This window comes from Streptomyces sp. NBC_00631 (assembly GCF_045206895.1).
Taxonomy (GTDB): domain Bacteria; phylum Actinomycetota; class Actinomycetes; order Streptomycetales; family Streptomycetaceae; genus Streptomyces.
Map to the genome: position 1 here is coordinate 11,038,465 of NZ_CP107734.1, position 16,815 is coordinate 11,055,279.

Sequence of the window (16,815 nt, forward strand, 5' to 3'; positions counted from 1 at the left end):
GTCCGGCCACCGCTCGGTCCGGCGCAACGCCGGACAGCTCGCGGGCGGCAGGTCTGCATAACGTGGATGCGCGCATACGACGCCAACGCCCTGGCCAGCACCGCACGAACCCTGCTCGGGAGGATGGGTTGGACGACATCGACGACGTGGGCGTCTTCCTCGGCCTGGACGTCGGCAAGAGCGCCCATCACGGGCACGGCCTCACCCCAGCCGGGAAGGAGGTCTTCGACAAGCAGCTGCCCAACAGCGAGCCGAGGCCTCGGGACGTCTTCGACAAGCTGGCCGCGAAGTCCGGCACCGTGCTGGTGATCGTGGACCAGCCCGCCTCCATCGGAGCCCTGCCCCTGACGGTCGCCCGGGACGCCGGCTGCAAGGTCGCCTACCTGCCCGGACTCGCAATGCGGCGGATCGCCGACCTCTACCCGGGCGAGGCGAAGACCGATGCGAGGGACGCCGCAGTGATCGCGGACGCCGCACGGACCATGCCACACACCCTGCGCTCGCTGGAACTGACCGACGAGATCACCGCCGAGCTCACCGTGCTGGTCGGCTTCGACCAGGACCTGGCGGCCGAGGCCACCCGCACCTCCAACCGGATACGGGGCCTGCTCACCCAGTTCCACCCCAGCCTGGAGCGCGTCCTGGACCCGCGCCTGGACCACCCCGCCGTGACCTGGCTGCTGGAACGCTACGGATCCCCAGCCGCCCTGCGCAAAGCCGGACGCCGCAAGCTGGTTGAGGTGATACGGCCCAAGGCTCCGCGCATGGCCCAGCGGCTGATCGACGAGGTGTTCGACGCGCTCGACGAGCAGACCGTCGTGGTCCCGGGCACCGGCACCCTCGACCTCGTGATCCCGTCCCTGGCCCGTTCCCTCGCGGCCGTCCACGAACAGCGACGAGCCCTGGAAGCGCAGATCGGACAGCTGCTGGAGGCCCACCCTCTTTCCGCGGTCCTGACCTCGATTCCGGGGGCCGCCGTCAGGACCGCCGCCACCTTGCTGGTCACCGTCGGCGACGGCACCAGCTTCCCCACCGCTGCCCACCTGGCCTCCTACGCCGGCCTTGCCCCGACAACAAGGTCGTCGGGGACCTCGATCCACGGCGAACACGCGCCACGAGGCGGCAACCGGCAACTGAAACGCGCGATGTTCCTGTCGGCGTTCGCTGTGCTGCACGACCCCGCCTCCCGCACCTACTACGACCGATGCCGGGCCCACGGGAAGACCCACACCCAGGCACTTCTCCGCCTGGCCCGCCAGCGGGTCAACGTGCTGTTCGCGATCCTCCGCGACGGCACCTTCTACGAACCCAGAACCCCACGCCTCGCTTGACGAAAGACATAGAGGCACCCCCCGCCGCCTGCTGCCGCGCCGCCCGCCCTAGGCGAGCGCGCTGTCGTACCAGGCGAGCAGGCCGCCGAGAACCTGCTCGGCGCTCAAGAACGGGTCGTCGGCCAAGGCGATGCCGTGAGGCTCGGGACGGCGTGATACGCCTCATTGGGCAGAGCGCACCGGCCGACGGTGGCGATGAGGAAGCCGTCGCGCTCGTCGTGCTCAGCGTGAGCGCCGGCGCCTCCAGGTCGCCAGAGCCGCGACGAGCACGGAAACCCCGAGGGCGATCCCGGCAGTCGCACAGAGGCCAGGAGTGGCCCAAGCCGGGCCCGGCCACACGGACACCGCGACGTCGGCGCTGTCGTTGGCGGTCTTCGGGTCGTTGCTCGGGTGGTGGCTGTCGCCGTCGGCGACGGTGACCCGCCCGCCACGATGCGCCATTTCCTTGTCGATGCGGAGGGTGAAGGGGAAGGTCGTGGTGGCTCCCGCCTTCCCCGCCTCTGCTGTACACACGTACCGGCGGGCGCTCGGCTGCCTCACGGACGCTTCGGCAAGGGGCGCACCGTTGGCGGCGAGGGCCCGGCAGACCTGGTCGATCACCTCCTCGTCCCGCTCGGGGTCGTACGGCGACGACACGACGGTGGTGCCCGCCGGAACGGCGAACTCGACCTTGACCTTGGCTGGAAGCGCGCCTGGGCCGTCGTTGCGTACGCCGACCCGCACGTCCGCCTGACTGCCGACGGGCCCCCTCGCTGTATCGGCGAGCGCAACCAGGTCGCTGGTGCTGCGCACAGCGAGCTGGAGGTGCGCTGCGCTCTCGCCCGTCGCTTGCGGGGCTCCCGCGTCCTTGCCGTCCTCCTGGCCGGCCCCGGGTACGTAGCGGAGTGCGGATCCCTGTCCAGACCTGTACTGCGAGGCTATCTCTTCCGGCGGGACGTAGTCCTCCCCGAGGCCGGCGGCCTCGAAGGTGACGGTTGGGTAGGTGGCGTCGCCGGCGAGCGTAAAAGCCTCGGGAGCGGCGAGGTGGTAGGACGCTCCGGGCGGGATGACGACATCATCGGCGGGCAGCCGGCACCAGGCCGATGTGGTGCCGCGATAAAGGCAGTTGCGGTGCTTGCCTGCCATCCGGAGACCGTCGCGGGTACTGATGAAGAGCGAGACTCCGCGAGCGGGGACGTCCCCGGTGTTGCGCAGGGTCAGCGAGACGGCGACCCGTCCTCCCGGCGTCACGCCGTCCCGGTCCGCCCGAGTCTCGACGGCCAGCGCCGGCTTGCCGACGACGATGCGGGTGCTCGCCGTGACGCTCGGCAGGCCCGGCGAGGTCAACCGGTAACGCAGCACTGCCGAGTCGCCCGCCCCGGCCCCGTGCGCGGAACTCACGCGGAAGGACTGCCCGCTCCCGCCGTGCCGGCGATCGACCAGTTCACCACCACAGCTGAATGTGGGCAGCCGGACCGGGCAGTTGTCCTGACCTGTTTTCAGGACGGCGACGCCCCTGAGGTCCGTCGCGTCGAAGGCGACCGTGTAATGGCCGGATCCTTGCTCCCCGAATTGCTCATTGATGCCGAACCTCGACCTCGGGTTGTCCTCGGGATCACGCGAGACATAGAAGACGAAGGGCACATCGAGCTCGGGACGGGATGTGTCCGACGAGGCCGAGCAGCCGAGGAGTCCCGCCAGCGCGCTGATGACGAGGACCACCACCGCGACCGCCACCTGGAAGGACCGGATCGGGCGCGAGGCACCTCTGCCCGGTATTCGCTGAAACTTGGTGGTGATGCGCTTCGACGTGTGCACGACGGTTACTCTGCCATGGCGCCAGAGTGACGGGATGCTTGACGCCGGATGGTGTCACGGCCCGACTCACGCCGGTGTCCGGGACGGGAGGGCCGAGGGAATACCTGGATCGCCCGGCGGAGCTCAGGCTAAGAACCGCTAACGAAATGAGTGACCGGGAACGCTAGGCTCATGTGGCATGAGTCAGAGCGGTTCGCAAGCGGCAGCATTCTTCCGAGATGCCCGTCAGAGCGGAGTGATCTGGTTTGCTCGGGATGACGAGGGCACGTTTTCACAGCCTGCCGGAGTCGAAGCGGTATGCGGAGGACGAGAGCGAGTACACCATCGTCCTGGAGCGTTACAACACCGTCCTCGATGAGCTGTTCGTTGGTACGGACGTGTATGTGATCACTCCGCTCTGGACGACCGAAGCCGAGGTTCCGTCAGTGGAACCCGTCACGGGGTATTGGAAGAGCCTGCTGGTTGAGGACGATCCTGACCCCGAGTTCCGCACGTACTGCCATCTCTTGGCCGCACACCGGCCCTGGCAGCGCGGCTGCATCGACGACTTGCTCCGAGATACCGCCGACGACAAGGTGGCGGGAATCCTCATCACCGACACCCGCATGCAGCGCATCCACCACCCCTACGACGGTGGTGCCGACGTCTTCCTCACCACGCGCGAAGAACGGGACCAGATGCGCGATCGGCACGCCGACTGGCTTGCCAGTCACCCCTCGGGTCTCTGACCGGCTCGGATCGCCGCCCCGCTCAGAATGGTCTTCACCGCAAGCACCGGGTTGAGAGGCTCCACCAGTTCCTTGGTGGCGACGGCCACGAGGCGCGCGGGCGCATCGCCCTCCAGCAAGGCGCTCACGTATTCGATGGCCTCCGCGGGCGAGAGCACAGGCAGCCTTTGGCGCAGTGTCCGCACAGCATGCATGCGTCCGCGCGTAGCGGCGACTCCGCGGAGCGCATCGTGTAGATCGTCCACTGCAGTGCGCACCGGCAGCCCGCGTATCCGAGCTCGGTAGTCGGCCTCCCACTCTCCGGTTACCGCGGAGACGACGCCGATCTGGTGCAGCCCCCCGTCGACGCGGTCGACCAGATACGGCCCATTGCCGATGAGCGCGTGCTTCGAGTTCCGGGTGCGTACGAAGTCCTCGGACTGCCAGGAGACGATCCACACCAGCTCGTGCTCCTCGATATGGACCACAGCCATCCTCACCGCGTCCGCGCTCACAGCCCGCCACTGCTGGTAGTCGCGCTCCAGTTGGTCCTCGACTGCCCGAACGGCGGCTTCTCGCTCGATCACGCGTGCAGCATCCCGTACCGGCCCCTCTGCCGACCAGCGAATTCGCATGGCTCAGCGCCATGTACGTGACCGCCGGTGCTGAGTGACTTCCCGCTCTACCGCTCGGCGGTGCCGTCCGCACCGTCAATTTCGTAGATCCGCCCTTGAAGCTGTTCACCGGCCCAGTCGAGCTCCACACCCAGGTCAAACCAGTGCCGATCCTTGCGGACTCCGGGCGGTGAGAGGTTCACCGCCGCCCACGAGAACACCCCCAGAAGGATGGAACGCCCGTGCTGCGTGGTGCGCACGGACAACGCAAACGGCGCGGCGAGTGCCGCGCGGGTCACCAACATGACCTGTTCGTCCTCAGAATGTCGACGCCCACCTGTGAGAAACCGAGGCGTCTCAAGGATCTTGACCCACTCGACCACTGCATCTGCCACCTGGGCTCGCAAGGACTCTTCGATGCCCTTCCGGACGGCGATCGCGGGATCATCGCCGAGCCAGCCAAGCCAGTGATCAGGGTCAGTGAGCTTGCTGAAGTCGTCCTGCGGCACCCCGTGACGGGGATTCTCCTGGTACTCACCTGTCAGTTTCCCGCTGCTGTCCACCAACCACGCGCCGCGGATTGCCTCGGGCGGTACGTAGCCGTTCGGGTCGTCGATATACGTCGGGTCGATCTCGGCGACGCTGCCACCGGGATTCTCAGCAGCCGCCGCCAGTAGTGCCGGCTCGTTCGGTATGCCCTTACGTCGGCTTCGCGAGCCAAAACGCCCCACGTTCCCACCCCCACCGTTGCTTGCCCAGTTGACCGTGATTGTGCCGCACCGGTCAGGACCGCATGAGGGGGTGTGCGTGACGGCGAGGGGTGGGTGGGGAATCTCAGCGAGCCGGTCTGTCCCACCCCCAGGAGCCGCACGCAGGATCATTCAGTCCCGGGATGAGCCTGCAATCACAGGGTCAGGACGGTCGGCCCGTAGGCGCTGCAGAACTCGCAATCACAGCTGGCGAGACAGTTCGCCTGGCAATGGGCGGTCGGCCAGAAGCGGGATGCACAGGGGCCTGGGTCGAGCAGCCTCCCGTCGCGGGGCACCGTCCTGTCGCACCAGGTACAGCGGATTGCTGCAGGGATGCCGGCGTCCTGCAGCCGCCGGGCCGCCACGCTCGCCCGGTCGAGCGGGGCTTCCTCCAGAACCGTCACAGGAGCGCGGTCGAGTAGAAGCTTGCAACGCCACAGGCTGAGTCCGGTCACCGCTCTGACTGCCTGCAGAGCCTCCTGTCCGCCCTTCCCGGGCTCGGTCACAAGCACGGCGAACCCTGGCTCCTCCACGGACACATCTCCTTCGGCGACGGAGTACGTGGCCCAGTGTGTCGATGGACAGAGCCCTCGGCCCGTCAATTTTCGGTGTCCCCTGAGCTGCCACGCATCGAGATCTTCACGGAACTGCGCCCAGAGCCACTTTCAAAGAGCGTCATCACAGGAATACGACAGCCACGGAACAAGTGCTCTGCGCCAGTACCGCTGAAGACGCTCGGGACGTGCCTGGAGTGCCACGACGGCACCCCGGCGGACCCGACCACCTACACCCTGCCCACGGCCGCCCACCGGCTGGCCGCCTGACCCGGAAGGAACCCCGCTCGTGACGATCCTGCCCGACACCGAACCCCTCACCACGTCGTACACCCTGGACCAGGCGTTGGACGACGCGGTCCGCGACACCGACGCGAAGATCACCCGCACCGACAGCAAGGCCTCGCTGTTCTCCGAACTACTTGGCAGTAGAGGCGGTCGCTGGCGGTCCTTCGTCCGGACGCGGCGTTTCGGCACCAGTTTGGATGGCTGTGCCTAAAAGCGCTCCGCAGTGAACGCGCGCTTGCTGGCCGCGGTCCCCATCGTGGCCGATGGGGCGCCGGTGGAGTGGGGACCTGCGTCGGTGCGGCGTGTCGCGGTTTCCCACGAAATCCGGTGGAGTCTCAGCGGCCGGAAGTGGTTGGGTCCTGCTCAATGCTTCGCTGACACGGCCCGGCACAGTGCGAGGCGCAAGGTCCGAATCGCAGGGCGGTCTAGCCCGCGCGTCGTCGAGTGATGGAGGTTATCGCGGTGGCTGGTTATGGGGCGCTTGCCGACGTATACGAGTGGCTGATCGGGGACGACAGGTTGACCCCCGCCAAGGCAGCCGCGGTTTACTACAGCGATGTCGTGGGCTCTCTGCCGCCCAACGCACGCGTCCTCGACTGTGCGTGTGGAACCGGCCAGCTCGCCGTCGGTCTCGCGAGTCTTGGCCTTGACGTGGTCGCCGCAGACGCCAGTGATGGGATGGTTCGCCGGACCGAGAAGGTCGCCGACGAGCAGGGTGTCTCGCTTCGAGCCCTCCGCGCGAGTTGGGACGAGCTGCCCGACCACCTGGAGGACTCCACGTTCGATCTGGTGTTCTGCGTCGGCAATTCGCTCGGGCACGCCAAGGGCGCAGCCGGGCGCCTGACCGCACTGGGAGCGATGTCGCGGCTGCTGAATCCGGGCGGACGCCTTGTGCTCCACTCACGCAACTGGGAGCTCGTGCGCTCCGCCGGCTCACGGGTAGACGTCCGCGATCGACTCATCCGCCGCAACGACCGTGATGCGGTCGTCAGCTACTACTGGCAGATCGAGCAGCGCTGGGAGCAGGAACACTTCCTGGAGATCGTGGTCGCCCAGATCGAGCCGGATGGGGCAGTGCGAGCCTGCTCGGAGCGGTTGTCCATCTGGCCCTACCGGTACGAGGACCTTGTGGCGCAGTTGCGGAGCGTCGGGCTCACGGTGCAGTCCACCACCTTCGACCCCGAGAGCGATGGATACCTGGTGGTCGCAGCCGCGACTAGGCGCGAGGCACGTCTGAGCCGGAGCTCTCTAAAGGCTGTCCCACAATGAGCGCCCCGCGGTGCAGGGGAGCGATCGTCACGCCTCCTGGTAGAGGTTCACGATGTTGCCGTCCGGGTCGCGCAACCAGACCGAGCGGCGTCCCCAGGGCTGAGTTGTCGGCGGCTTGAGGATCTCGATCCCCCGTGCCAGCAGGCGTTCGTGGCGTGCGTCCACGTCGGCGACCTGGAACTCCAGGGTGAAGCCTCCGCTCGCAGCGGCGGCCATCGATCCGGGCACCATCGACTCCATGCCCTGGGTGGAGAAGAACGACAGGACGGCACCGGGGACCGTCACCCGGGCGAAGGGGCCGCTCCCTTCCACATCTGCGTCCAGGACCGCGGCATAGAAAGCGGCGAGGGCCGGAACATCGTCGGTGATCAGGGCGGTGCCGGTGAAGTGTGGCTGCATCCGGGCATCGTAGGTCGAGGGTCGGACAGCGGGCCCTGGAAGGAGATGGTGCCTGCCGGTCGTGAGTGACATGATCTCGTCGTGTCTGGTGTGATCATGGCGTCGGAGCCCTCCTGGATAGCTCCGTTCACCGGGCTGAGCCCACGTCAATTCAGCAAGCTTGTCATTGCTTTGCGGCGCGAAGGTGCGGAGCCGGTCCAGCACGCCGTAGAGCATTTATGGGGCAAGACTTAGTGATCGTCTCAACTGGCGTGATTATTAGGCTGGCAGCCGTGATGGCGATGGTGGAACGGCTGGTGCCGGACAGACTGTGGGAGTTGTTCCAGCGGGTGGTCCCGGCTGCGCCGGTGCGACCGCAGGGCGGTGGCCGACGCCGGTACGGGGACCGGCAGGTGCTGGCGGCGATCCTGTTCGTGGCCACGACAGGCTGTACGTGGCGGCAGCTGCCGGCGAGCTTCGGCCCGTCCGGAGCAACCGCGCATAGGCGATTCACCGAGTGGAGCCGAGCCAGGGTGTGGGGCAAACTCCACCGCCTGATCCTGGACGAGCTCGGCGCTAATGGCGCCCTGGACTGGTCGCGATGCGCGATCGACTCAGTGAACATGCGCGCCGTGAAAGGGGGGATCTGACAGGTCCGAATCCCGTAGATCGCGGCAAGAAAGGATCAAAGATCCCCTTGATCACCGAGCGGTCCGGTCTTCCACTCTCGATCGGGATCTCCGCCGCGAACACCCACGACAGCCAGGGGCTCGAACCCCTCGTGCGTGGTATCCCGCCCATCCGCTCCCGTCGCGGACCGAGACGCCGACGGCCCGCCAAGCTGCATGGCGACAAGGGATACGACTACAACCACCTGCGCCGGTGGCTGCGCACCCGAAACATCACCCCGCGCATCGCCCGCAAAGGCGTCGAGTCCTCCCAGCGGCTCGGCCGTCACCGTTGGACCGTGGAGCGGACGGTGGCCTGGCTTGCCGGGTGCCGCCGTCTGCACCGTCGCTACGAGCGCAAGGCTGCGCACTTCCTCGCCTTCACCGGCATCGCCGCCACTTTGATCTGTTATCGCAGACTGACGACCCGACCAGAAGCGGCGTCCCAGTAGTCCGGCAGTCACTGCCAGTTGGCTGCCTTGATCACGGATACGGCGGCGTCGGGGACGGAGCTTGTGGTGGTATCGACGGTGAAGTCGTCGACCGCGGCCCGGCTGAGGATTCCGTCCAGTTCAGCGGACCGGTCCAGGTGCCACTGCAATGCTTCGGGCTCATTGTCGTGGCGGTGGGCCAGGCGCTGGTGGATGACCGGCAGCTCGGCCCGCAGCCAGCACACCGTGAGATCAACACCAACCGCATCGGCCAGTTGCTTCCGCTCGTCTTGGTGCTCGACCACGCCAGCGAGTATGAGACGCGTCGCTCCTGCGTTGAGGTAGTTGCTGGCGATGCTCCTGAGGTTCCGCATCAGCATCCTGAAGTTGAAACGGTCACCGCGAGGAGCGGGCCACGACTTCCTCAGCCAGTCGAGGTCGAGCACGGCATGAGGGACCCCGGCGTCGGCGAGAAGGTCACCCACCGCCTCAGCAACGGTGGTCTTGCCCACACCGACGGTGCCGTTGATCAGGAGGGCCTGAGCGCCCCGCGTGCTGCCTGCATGCATCCCGGCATCGTAAGCCGTGGAGCGTGAGCCCTGGAGCGCGCTCTCTCACCGAGAGTCACAGAGTCCCAAAAGAGATGACCTCTAAAAGAGCGTTTTGTCCCGGCGAGGTTGTTTGGTTCGAGGTTCAGGTGTCGCGCCAGTTCGGAGTGGATTCGCTGGTGAGTCGTCGGCTTATGAGGTCGATCATCGCGATGTGGATTATGGCTTCGGACCGGTGGGGGTGGGTCTCGTAGTCGCGCGTGAGCCGGCGGTGGTGCATGAGCCAGCCGAAGGTCCGCTCGACCACCCAGCGCCGGGGGAGCACCTTGAACCCTTTGACGCCGGGGTCGCGTTGGACGATTTCGACGTCGATTCCGAGGCGGGCGCCGTGGTCGATGACTTTCGTACGGTAGCCGGTGTCGGCCCACGCCTTGGTCACGCGAGGGGCTGTGGCGGAGATCTGGGTGAGCAGGTGGATGCCGCCGGTGTTGTCGGAGACACTCGCTGCGGTCACCCAGACGGCCAGTAGCAGGCCGAGGGTGTCGACGCCGATATGGCGCTTGCGACCTGCGATTTTCTTGCCTGCGTCGATGCCCTGGCCGGTCGCTGGCACGTTGGCGGAGGTCTTGATGCTCTGCGCGTCCAGGACACATGCGCTCGGCTCGGCATCCCGGCCTTCGGCTTCGCGCGCCAGGCGCCGAAGCAGGCCGTTGAGCCGGTCGAAGACACCTTCCTTCTGCCAGGCGGCGAAGTAGCCGTAGACGGTTTCCCAGGGTGCGAAATCGTGCGGCAGATACCGCCAGGGGATGCCGGTGCGGTCGACGTACAGGATGGCGTCCATGATGCGGCGCAGGTCGTGCTCGGGTGGGCGGCCGATGTCCAGGCCCTTGCCTCTGCGCTCGGCCCGCCAGGCGGTGAGGGTGGGGCCGATCAACTCCCAGCGGGCGTCGGACAGGTCGCTGGGATACGGGCGCTGTCGCGTCATGTTTCGGTAGTACCGTCGGGCACGACGCATCCCCAGGGCGCAAACAGCGTCAACCGGGGGCGCTTCGGGATCAGACAGGAGCGACTCGACTCAAACGGTCAGACATATGGCGTCTCCTGTCGCACAGGCCGCATCGACCACTCTCGCCTCGGCAGTCGCAGACCTACTCGCCCTTCGAAGCGCCACCAAACAACCTCGCCGGGACAAAACGCTCTTTCAGTGCCTGTTTCTGAGGCTGACATGACATACGAACGGTGAGTTGATGTCACCGTGCCGGTGCGTCAGCCCGTCAGGGCTGACGCACCGGGTCGATCGTTGACGCGAAGGTGGCCACGATACTGAGGCACACCCGAGGCCGTAGGCCAAGACTGCCCGTGAGGGGAGCTTCCAGGCCTGGGCGCTTGGCACACGGCGTGGTTTCCCGGGTGGCCTCAGACGAGTCCGCGCTCGGCGAGGCTGCGGCCGGTTTCCTCGATCGTGTCGGGGATCGAGTGGAGTGGGCGGGCCAAGAGCGCCTCGGCGGGGTTGTGGTCGAAGCGCTGCGCCGAGCCGATGAGCCACCGGTTGTCGCGCAGCTGAGGTTCGAACACGCTCGCGGCCCAGGTGAGCCATGTCGGCATCGCCCGTGTGGGGATCTTCCCGCTCGCCTCGGGAAGCCTCTCGCGGAGCACCGAGGCGACCTCGATGAGCGAGGACGGGTCGGTCGCGACGATCGTGCGATGTGCGCCCGCCGTTTCGGAGGTCATGGCCTCGATGTGCGCGTCGGCGACGTCTCGCACGTGGACCCACGGGAGCCGCAGGTCTGGGACCATCGGCAGGGCGCCGGCCATGATCTGCTGGATCGCCGAGACCGAGGTTCCAGGGTCGTCGGAGAGGAGGGGCCCGATGACCGCGCCCGGATTGATGACGGCAAGCCGATCGCGCACACCGCGTCGGTCGGCGATGTCCCACGCCGCGCGCTCGGCCCGGACCTTCGAAACCACGTAGACGCCGAGGCCGCGGCGGTCGAGGGGGGTCCAGTCGGATGCCGTGAAGACGTGATCTCTGCGCGCCGGAGCGTACTGCACCGCCGCGAGAGACGAGGTGACGACCACGCGCTCCACGCCTGCGTCGAGCGCCGTGCCGATTGCCCGCGTCGTGCCCTGTACGGCGGGGCGGATCAAGTCCTCTGGGTCCTTCGGCTTCGTCGTGACGAAGGGGGAAGCGACGTGCAGGACGAACCGGCAGCCCGCGGTCGCGGCCGCCCATCCCTCGTCCGACAGTAGGTCGAGCTGCAGGATCTCCAGCAACGTGTCGTCTGCGCCTGCCTCCGCCATCGCGGCGCGAACCTCGGCAGCGCGGGCCGGAGACCGCACCGACCCGCGGACCGCGTATCCGCGCCGCAGAAGCTCTGCCGCTGTGTGACCACCGATGAACCCCGAGACACCCGTGACAAGAACCGTGTCCGTCATATCTATCCCAGCGATCGCCCTATCTTGACAGTGAGCAGTTTACGAGAGGTCTGCTCACTGTCAAGATGGGGACTTGATGACGACCGAAGAATCGAGAGCCGGCGATCGCTACCACCACGGCAACCTGCGCGCGGCGCTGCTCGACAGCGCGCTCGAAGTGCTGTCCGAGAGCGGTGTCGCCGGGTTCAGCATGCGCGAGGCCGCGCGGCGGGCGGGAGTGTCGCAGTCCGCTCCCAAGCACCACTTCGGCGACGCACGCGGGCTGCTCGGTGCGCTCGCCACGCGCGCCTACCGCCAGCTCTGCGACCGGCTGGAGGCGGTGGAGGTCGTCGGGCGCGATGTACGGGAGCGGGTCGCGGCGCTCTCGGCCGAATACGTTGCGTTCGCCCGGGACAACCGCGCGCTGTTCGACCTGATGTGGCGTATGACCCAGTTCGACTTCAACGATCCAGACCTGGTCGAGCAGAAGCACCGGGCGCTCCGCGCCCTGGACCGTGGCCTGCGGGGCCAGGATGCGCAGCTACCGGACAGTGCGGACCCCGCACTGGTGCCGAGCTACGCAGTGTGGTCACTCGTGCACGGCTATACAAGCCTCGCACTGGAGGGCGCGATCGACGAAGACACCCCAGATCCGTTGACGAGTGACTTGCTCCCCGCGATGCTGCGGCTCCTCGATGTGTCCCCGACCGACGGTGACCAGAAGACCGTCGCAGCTAAGGGATCATGAGACGTGATGAAGCCGCCGGCAGGTGTCGACGGCGGGTGGGACAGTGTGGTCAGGGCCGCGATGTCGCGCCGGTGCGGGCCAAGGTGATGGCCCTGGCCTTGAGAACGATCAGTCCCGCTGGGCGGGCCTTGACCCGGAATCTTGGACACGGGTTATGCGGCTGGAGCCACGTTAGTTGATGTTGTGTCGAGTGCTGTCTCGTAGGCGATGGGACTGCGTTGTCCGAGGCGGGAGTGACGGCGTCGGGTGTTGTAGCGGTGAAGCCAGCGGAACGCGTCGAGGCGGGCCTCGCGTTCGCTGGACCAGGTCCTGCGGCCCTGGAGCGTTTCGCGTTTGAAGGTCGCGTTGAAGGACTCGGCAAGCGCGTTGTCCGCGCTGGAGCCGATCGCGCTCATGGACTGGCGGACGCCGGCCTGGCGGCAGGCGTCGGCGAAGGCCCGGCTGGTGCATGGGGCTCCGTGGTCGGTGTGCATGACCGCTCCGGCGAGGCTGCCGCGGGTGCGTTCGGCGGCGGCCAGGGCGTCGGTGACGAGGCCGGTGCGCATGTGGTCCGCGATCGCCCAGCCGGTCAGGCGGCGTGAGGCGAGGTCGATGACGGTGGCCAGATACAGGAACTTCCCGCTCTCCAGCGGGAGATAGGTGATGTCGCCGACGTACTTCGTGTTCGGCTTGCTTGCCGTGAAGTCGCGGCCGATCAGGTCTGGGGCCTTCGCCGCGGCCGGGTCCGCAACAGTGGTGCGGTGCCTGCGGCGCAAGCGCACGCCCGCCAGTCCGGCACCCCGCATCACCCGCGCGATCCGCTTGTGGTTGACCCGCTCACCCGCCTCGCGGAGCTCGGCGGTGATCCTAGGGACGCCGTAGGTGCCGTCCGACTCGCGGTGCACGGCCCGTATCCGGGCGGCGAGGCGGGCGTCGGCCGCCTGCCGGGAGGCCCGGATCGCGGCCGTGCGACGCCAGTAGTAGAAGCTGGAGCGGGCGATGCCCAGGATGGTGCACAGCCGCTTCACGCCGTGACGGCGCTGATGGTCGGCGACGAACTGGAAGCGGTTCACCAGCGCGTCTCCCCGGCGAAATACTTCGCCGCCTTCCGCAGGATCTCGCGCTCTTCCTCCAGCTCACGGACCTTCTTGCGCAGAGCGGCGTTCTCCGCCTCCAACGGTGCCGACGGCTCGGTCGGCACCTCCGCCCGGCGCCCCCGGGGCCGGCTCGCTCCGGCCGCCCGGACCCAGTTCCGCGGGGTCTCGGGGTTGATTCCCAGATCGGCGGCGACCTGCCGGATCGTCGCCTCGGGCCGCGACTGGTACAGCGCGACCGCGTCCGCCTTGAACTGCGGCGGACGGTTCTTCATGACCACGAGATGTCCGTTCTCAGATCCTCAGGATCCAGTGTCTCGTGTGTCCAAGATCAAGGGTCAAGGCCCCCAGGCGTGTGAGCGTTCGACGACCCAACGCCGGGGCAGAACGACGAACCCGGAGGCGTCCTTCGGGCGGCTGACGGTCTTGACCGTCAGGTTCAGGTAGGTCTTCGCCCAGGTCACGAGCTGTCCGGCATAGGCCGAGTCGGCCCAGACGATCGTGATTTCGGGGTGCATCAGCCGCAGCCGGAACAGCACTTCCTTGGCCGCATTGCGGTCGGTCGTGTCGGCCGGGGTGACCATCACGAACAGCGGCAGGCCCTTGGTGTCCACGACCAGGTGCCGCTTGCGGCCGTTGATTTTCTTGCCGGTGTCGTAGCCGCGGGAGTCCTTGCCGACGGTCTCGGCGGCCTTGATCGACTGGGAGTCGATGACGGTGGCGACCGCGCCGGGCGCCTTGCCCATCTCGCGGCGGATCCGTTTGCGGAGCTGGTCGCGGATCTGTCCGACGATCCCGGCGGCGGCCCAGCGGGCCATGAACCCGTAACACGTGCGCCAGGGCGGGAAGTCCTTGGGTAGGGCCCGCCACTTGCATCCGGTGTCCACGACATAGCAGATCGCGTCCACGATCTCCCGGCGGAGATGCTTCTCGGGACGGCCGCCTGCCTTCGTTTCGCAGGCCGGTGTCGGCAACAGGGGCTCGATCAGGGCCCATTCGTCGTCCCAGGTGTCGGAGGGGTAGCAGCGCCTGCGCGGCAACGTTCATCCCTCCAGGACGGGGGCGGGGCCGGCCGCGAAGCGGCCGTCTTCGCCTGTCAGGCTTCGATGTAGTCGGCGATCACGTCGAGCGTGGACTCGACCGAGCTGAGCTGGGTGTTCAGGTGCTTGATCCAGCGGCCCTTGGGCTGGAGGACGGCGTGCGGGGCGACGACCCCGGTGATGAACCGGCGGATCTCGGTGAGCTTCTCCCGGATGATCGAGACCTCGTATGCCTGGAGCTCGGCCGCGTCCGAGCAGAACTTGTAGCCGTCCGCCCGGGTCCAGATCAGGGGCGGCCAGCCGCGTTCGGCGATGGTGTCCCGCAGGCAGGCCAGGCCCGCGTGGGTCTGATGGGGCGACAGCTCGCTGGATCTGACCAGCTGGTGGAAGGTCAGACCGGCCGGGCGGGCCTCGGAGAGTACGAACCGGACGGTGTCGGCGTGTCGCTGGGCGGCGGGTGATCTGCGCGCGGAATCGCGGGGCATCGCCTACTCACCTTGCAGGAGGCGGGCCAGCTCGCCGTCGACGTCCACCTTGCCGGTGTCGACGGCCGTCTCGATCCAGTCCAGGGTCGCGCGGACGCGGGCGACGTTCTCGTGCACGATGACGCGTTCGTCGTCGCCGAGCTGGCGGTCACGCATGCCCGGGACGACGCGGCCGGCCGCCGCGACGAACGCGTGGCAGGCGGTGACCAGGTCCAAAAACTCCACCGACCGGTCGATGTTGCGGATCGCGGGGGCGACCGGGCTGGTCTCCTCGAAGTGTTCGCGGGCCTGCCGGCCGCGTTCGACCTGGGCGTGGTTGACCTGGTGACGTGCGGTGTCGTCCGACATGGCACGGAAGGCAACATCCGGGCGTCGGAGCAGGCCGGTGGTCACCTCGGCGGCGACGTGATCGTCACGGGTCAGTTCCTCGACGACCTTCACCTTGTCCGCCTTTGCGACCCGGGCCACGACCTCGGGGCGGCGCAGGAAGTCCGGGGCGACGGCGGCTGCGACCTTCTCCTCACGGGTCAGTTCCTCCACCACCCGGACTTTGTCCTCGTCCTTGACCTGCGCGACAACCGCCGGCCTGCGCAGGAGGTCACCGGTGACCTGGGCCGCGACCTCCTCGTCCTGGGCGAGGGTGTGGATCGCGCTGACCTTCTCCTGCGGGGTGACGGGCTTGACAACCTGGCGGCCCGTCCGGCGCTTGGCGTCGTCCGGAGTCCACCGGGACCTGCCCTCGGGCGGGGTGAGGATGGTGGCCCACCGTTCCTCGTCGTCGGCGATGCCCGCCAGGATGTTGTGGACGGTGAAGGACACCCCCGACACCCGGCGGTCCTCCGGCCACCTGGACGCGGTCCACCGGGCCGTCTTCACCGTCGAGTACGACAGTCCGATGTCCTCGGCCAGGCGGAACAGCGAGTCCTTCACCGTGAACAGCTCGTCGGTCGGCGCGGAGCCGCCGTGTTCACGCATCGGCTCGACCTCAAGTGCGTAGTCGCCGATCGTGAACTGGATGCGGCTGGACGTCTCGACCAGTTTCCGCAGCTCAGCCACGATCTCCGCATAGCGGTTCGCACTGACACTGCCGACCTTTTCGGTCGCCTGGATCTCTTCGGGCATGGCATTCACCACCCACCGCGGGACCGGGGCACGGCCCCGCGGCCGTGGCAAGACCCGGCCCGCTTCCTGCGCTGAGAGTCAGACCGTAAATGTGATGATCATAACGAACGATCGCAATTGACCGGAATCTGGCCGGAGTTGCGATTTGGATGCGTTCGCGATGCGGTCACTGTGAGCGTTCAGCGAACGATTCCTTCCGGGCCCTCCAGGCCCTCGTGACGCACCGGGGCGAGCAGTAGACGGCGTTCGACCGCCGGTCCACCCCCGCCACCCAAGTGGCCCCACACTCGGGGCACTTGGCCCGGCCGGTACCGCTCAACTCTGCGGCCACCCGCTTGCGCAACCGGCGGCCCCGGCGCCACTGCCTGGCACGACAGGCCGCGGAGCAGTACACCGCATCCGGCCGTGCTTCCGGCCTCAGCCGTTCACCGCAGCCTTCGCACACACGCTCTCGGGCCTGCCCGGCGTCCTCGGACACCCCGCCAGCCTAGGGCCCAAAGCTACTCAAATCCGGGGATCAGAAGCAGGCACTCAGGAACAGGCGCTCACGGTGGCCTCCCGAGGCGGGGCGCCTCGGGAGGCCATCACGTGATCGGTG

Annotated in this window: 17 protein-coding genes and 3 pseudogenes; 7 read left to right on the forward strand and 13 right to left on the reverse strand. The window is 67.7% G+C overall.

Annotated elements, in window-relative coordinates; genetic code table 11:
* The first annotated feature begins 128 nt into the window (after window positions 1–128).
* On the forward strand, window positions 129–1,331 hold the full coding sequence (locus OHB00_RS49895; RefSeq protein ID WP_406445516.1) for an IS110 family transposase: 1,203 nt from the start codon (window positions 129–131) through the stop codon (window positions 1,329–1,331).
* Window positions 1,332–1,382: 51 nt separating this feature from the next.
* On the opposite strand, the pseudogene OHB00_RS49900 reads toward OHB00_RS49895, so the two are convergent.
* Window positions 1,383–1,588 (reverse strand): annotated as a pseudogene (locus tag OHB00_RS49900) (hypothetical protein); the annotation flags it as partial.
* Window positions 1,554–3,128: a hypothetical protein gene (locus OHB00_RS49905; protein WP_406445518.1), complete on the reverse strand. Its 1,575-nt coding sequence runs from the start codon at window positions 3,126–3,128 to the stop codon at window positions 1,554–1,556. The gene OHB00_RS49905 and the pseudogene OHB00_RS49900, both read right to left, overlap by 35 nt.
* Before the next feature lie 254 nt (window positions 3,129–3,382).
* On the opposite strand from OHB00_RS49905, the gene OHB00_RS49910 reads away from it, so the two are divergent.
* The gene (locus OHB00_RS49910; protein ID WP_406445520.1) at window positions 3,383–3,856 is read left to right on the forward strand and encodes a hypothetical protein; all 474 of its coding nucleotides are present in this window, start codon (window positions 3,383–3,385) and stop codon (window positions 3,854–3,856) included.
* On the opposite strand, the gene OHB00_RS49915 is transcribed toward OHB00_RS49910, so the two are convergent.
* The 3 genes from OHB00_RS49915 to OHB00_RS49925 form a co-directional block, all read right to left on the reverse strand.
* A complete protein-coding gene (locus OHB00_RS49915) occupies window positions 3,838–4,422 on the reverse strand; it encodes a YrhB domain-containing protein (RefSeq protein ID WP_406445522.1) in 585 nt (194 codons plus the stop codon). The two genes, OHB00_RS49910 and OHB00_RS49915, sit on opposite strands and share 19 nt — an antisense overlap.
* A gap of 95 nt (window positions 4,423–4,517) precedes the next feature.
* Window positions 4,518–5,180 (reverse strand): hypothetical protein, encoded by a 663-nt coding sequence (locus tag OHB00_RS49920; RefSeq protein WP_406445523.1) that lies wholly within the window; start codon window positions 5,178–5,180, stop codon window positions 4,518–4,520.
* Window positions 5,181–5,353: 173 nt separating this feature from the next.
* On the reverse strand, window positions 5,354–5,737 hold the full coding sequence (locus OHB00_RS49925; protein WP_406445525.1) for a ribosomal protein L7/L12: 384 nt from the start codon (window positions 5,735–5,737) through the stop codon (window positions 5,354–5,356).
* A gap of 304 nt (window positions 5,738–6,041) precedes the next feature.
* On the opposite strand from OHB00_RS49925, the gene OHB00_RS49930 reads away from it, so the two are divergent.
* Both OHB00_RS49930 and OHB00_RS49935 read left to right on the forward strand, forming a co-directional pair.
* Window positions 6,042–6,251 carry a hypothetical protein gene (locus OHB00_RS49930; RefSeq protein WP_406445527.1) on the forward strand — a complete coding sequence of 70 codons (210 nt, stop codon included), beginning with the start codon at window positions 6,042–6,044 and terminating at the stop codon, window positions 6,249–6,251.
* A 236-nt stretch (window positions 6,252–6,487) separates the two neighbouring features.
* Window positions 6,488–7,309, forward strand: a complete 822-nt coding sequence (locus tag OHB00_RS49935) for a class I SAM-dependent methyltransferase (protein WP_406445529.1) — start codon at window positions 6,488–6,490, stop codon at window positions 7,307–7,309.
* 27 nt (window positions 7,310–7,336) lie between these two features.
* On the opposite strand, the gene OHB00_RS49940 is transcribed toward OHB00_RS49935, so the two are convergent.
* Window positions 7,337–7,708, reverse strand: a complete 372-nt coding sequence (locus OHB00_RS49940) for a VOC family protein (protein WP_406445531.1) — start codon at window positions 7,706–7,708, stop codon at window positions 7,337–7,339.
* Between the two features lie 81 nt (window positions 7,709–7,789).
* Here OHB00_RS49940 and OHB00_RS49945 point away from each other — a divergent pair.
* A pseudogene (locus OHB00_RS49945) lies at window positions 7,790–7,909 on the forward strand (IS5/IS1182 family transposase); the annotation flags it as partial.
* 80 nt (window positions 7,910–7,989) lie between these two features.
* A protein-coding gene (locus OHB00_RS49950) for an IS5 family transposase (RefSeq protein ID WP_406446346.1) occupies window positions 7,990–8,807 on the forward strand; the annotation gives its coding sequence in 2 pieces (ribosomal slippage) (window positions 7,990–8,325 and window positions 8,328–8,807; 816 coding nt in all).
* A gap of 8 nt (window positions 8,808–8,815) precedes the next feature.
* Here the strand turns inward: OHB00_RS49950 and OHB00_RS49955 are convergent.
* The 3 genes from OHB00_RS49955 to OHB00_RS49965 form a co-directional block, all read right to left on the reverse strand.
* Window positions 8,816–9,355 (reverse strand): AAA family ATPase, encoded by a 540-nt coding sequence (locus OHB00_RS49955; protein ID WP_406445532.1) that lies wholly within the window; start codon window positions 9,353–9,355, stop codon window positions 8,816–8,818.
* 124 nt (window positions 9,356–9,479) lie between these two features.
* Window positions 9,480–10,319 (reverse strand): IS5 family transposase, encoded by an 840-nt coding sequence (locus OHB00_RS49960; RefSeq protein WP_406430009.1) that lies wholly within the window; start codon window positions 10,317–10,319, stop codon window positions 9,480–9,482.
* A 431-nt stretch (window positions 10,320–10,750) separates the two neighbouring features.
* A complete protein-coding gene (locus tag OHB00_RS49965; RefSeq protein WP_406430007.1) occupies window positions 10,751–11,770 on the reverse strand; it encodes an NAD-dependent epimerase/dehydratase family protein in 1,020 nt (339 codons plus the stop codon).
* Between the two features lie 76 nt (window positions 11,771–11,846).
* Between OHB00_RS49965 and OHB00_RS49970 the strand changes: the two genes are divergently transcribed.
* Entirely contained in the window at window positions 11,847–12,497 is a 651-nt protein-coding gene (locus OHB00_RS49970) for a TetR/AcrR family transcriptional regulator (RefSeq protein WP_406430005.1), read from the forward strand.
* Between the two features lie 152 nt (window positions 12,498–12,649).
* Here OHB00_RS49970 and OHB00_RS49975 read toward each other — a convergent pair.
* The 4 genes and pseudogenes from OHB00_RS49975 to OHB00_RS49990 form a co-directional block, all read right to left on the reverse strand.
* Window positions 12,650–13,851 (reverse strand): IS3 family transposase gene (locus OHB00_RS49975; protein ID WP_406430003.1). Its coding sequence is split into 2 segments (ribosomal slippage): window positions 12,650–13,566 and window positions 13,566–13,851, totalling 1,203 coding nucleotides; the frame shifts between segments, so codons are not numbered across the junction.
* A 66-nt stretch (window positions 13,852–13,917) separates the two neighbouring features.
* A pseudogene (locus tag OHB00_RS49980) lies at window positions 13,918–14,610 on the reverse strand (IS5 family transposase); the annotation flags it as partial.
* A 56-nt stretch (window positions 14,611–14,666) separates the two neighbouring features.
* Entirely contained in the window at window positions 14,667–15,095 is a 429-nt protein-coding gene (locus OHB00_RS49985; RefSeq protein WP_406430001.1) for a RacP protein, read from the reverse strand.
* A gap of 3 nt (window positions 15,096–15,098) precedes the next feature.
* The gene (locus tag OHB00_RS49990; RefSeq protein ID WP_406429999.1) at window positions 15,099–16,217 is read right to left on the reverse strand and encodes a DUF6192 family protein; all 1,119 of its coding nucleotides are present in this window, start codon (window positions 16,215–16,217) and stop codon (window positions 15,099–15,101) included.
* Window positions 16,218–16,815 lie beyond the last annotated feature (598 nt).

Coding starts and splice junctions, on each gene's coding strand:
- OHB00_RS49910 (WP_406445520.1), top strand. CDS start 3,383: ATGACGAGGGCACGTTTTCACAGCCTGCCGGAGTCGAAGCGGTATGCG.
- OHB00_RS49935 (WP_406445529.1), top strand. CDS start 6,488: ATGGAGGTTATCGCGGTGGCTGGTTATGGGGCGCTTGCCGACGTATAC.
- OHB00_RS49940 (WP_406445531.1), bottom strand. CDS start 7,708: ATGCAGCCACACTTCACCGGCACCGCCCTGATCACCGACGATGTTCCG.
- OHB00_RS49955 (WP_406445532.1), bottom strand. CDS start 9,355: ATGCATGCAGGCAGCACGCGGGGCGCTCAGGCCCTCCTGATCAACGGC.
- OHB00_RS49960 (WP_406430009.1), bottom strand. CDS start 10,319: ATGACGCGACAGCGCCCGTATCCCAGCGACCTGTCCGACGCCCGCTGG.
- OHB00_RS49965 (WP_406430007.1), bottom strand. CDS start 11,770: ATGACGGACACGGTTCTTGTCACGGGTGTCTCGGGGTTCATCGGTGGT.
- OHB00_RS49970 (WP_406430005.1), top strand. CDS start 11,847: ATGACGACCGAAGAATCGAGAGCCGGCGATCGCTACCACCACGGCAAC.
- OHB00_RS49985 (WP_406430001.1), bottom strand. CDS start 15,095: ATGCCCCGCGATTCCGCGCGCAGATCACCCGCCGCCCAGCGACACGCC.
- OHB00_RS49990 (WP_406429999.1), bottom strand. CDS start 16,217: ATGCCCGAAGAGATCCAGGCGACCGAAAAGGTCGGCAGTGTCAGTGCG.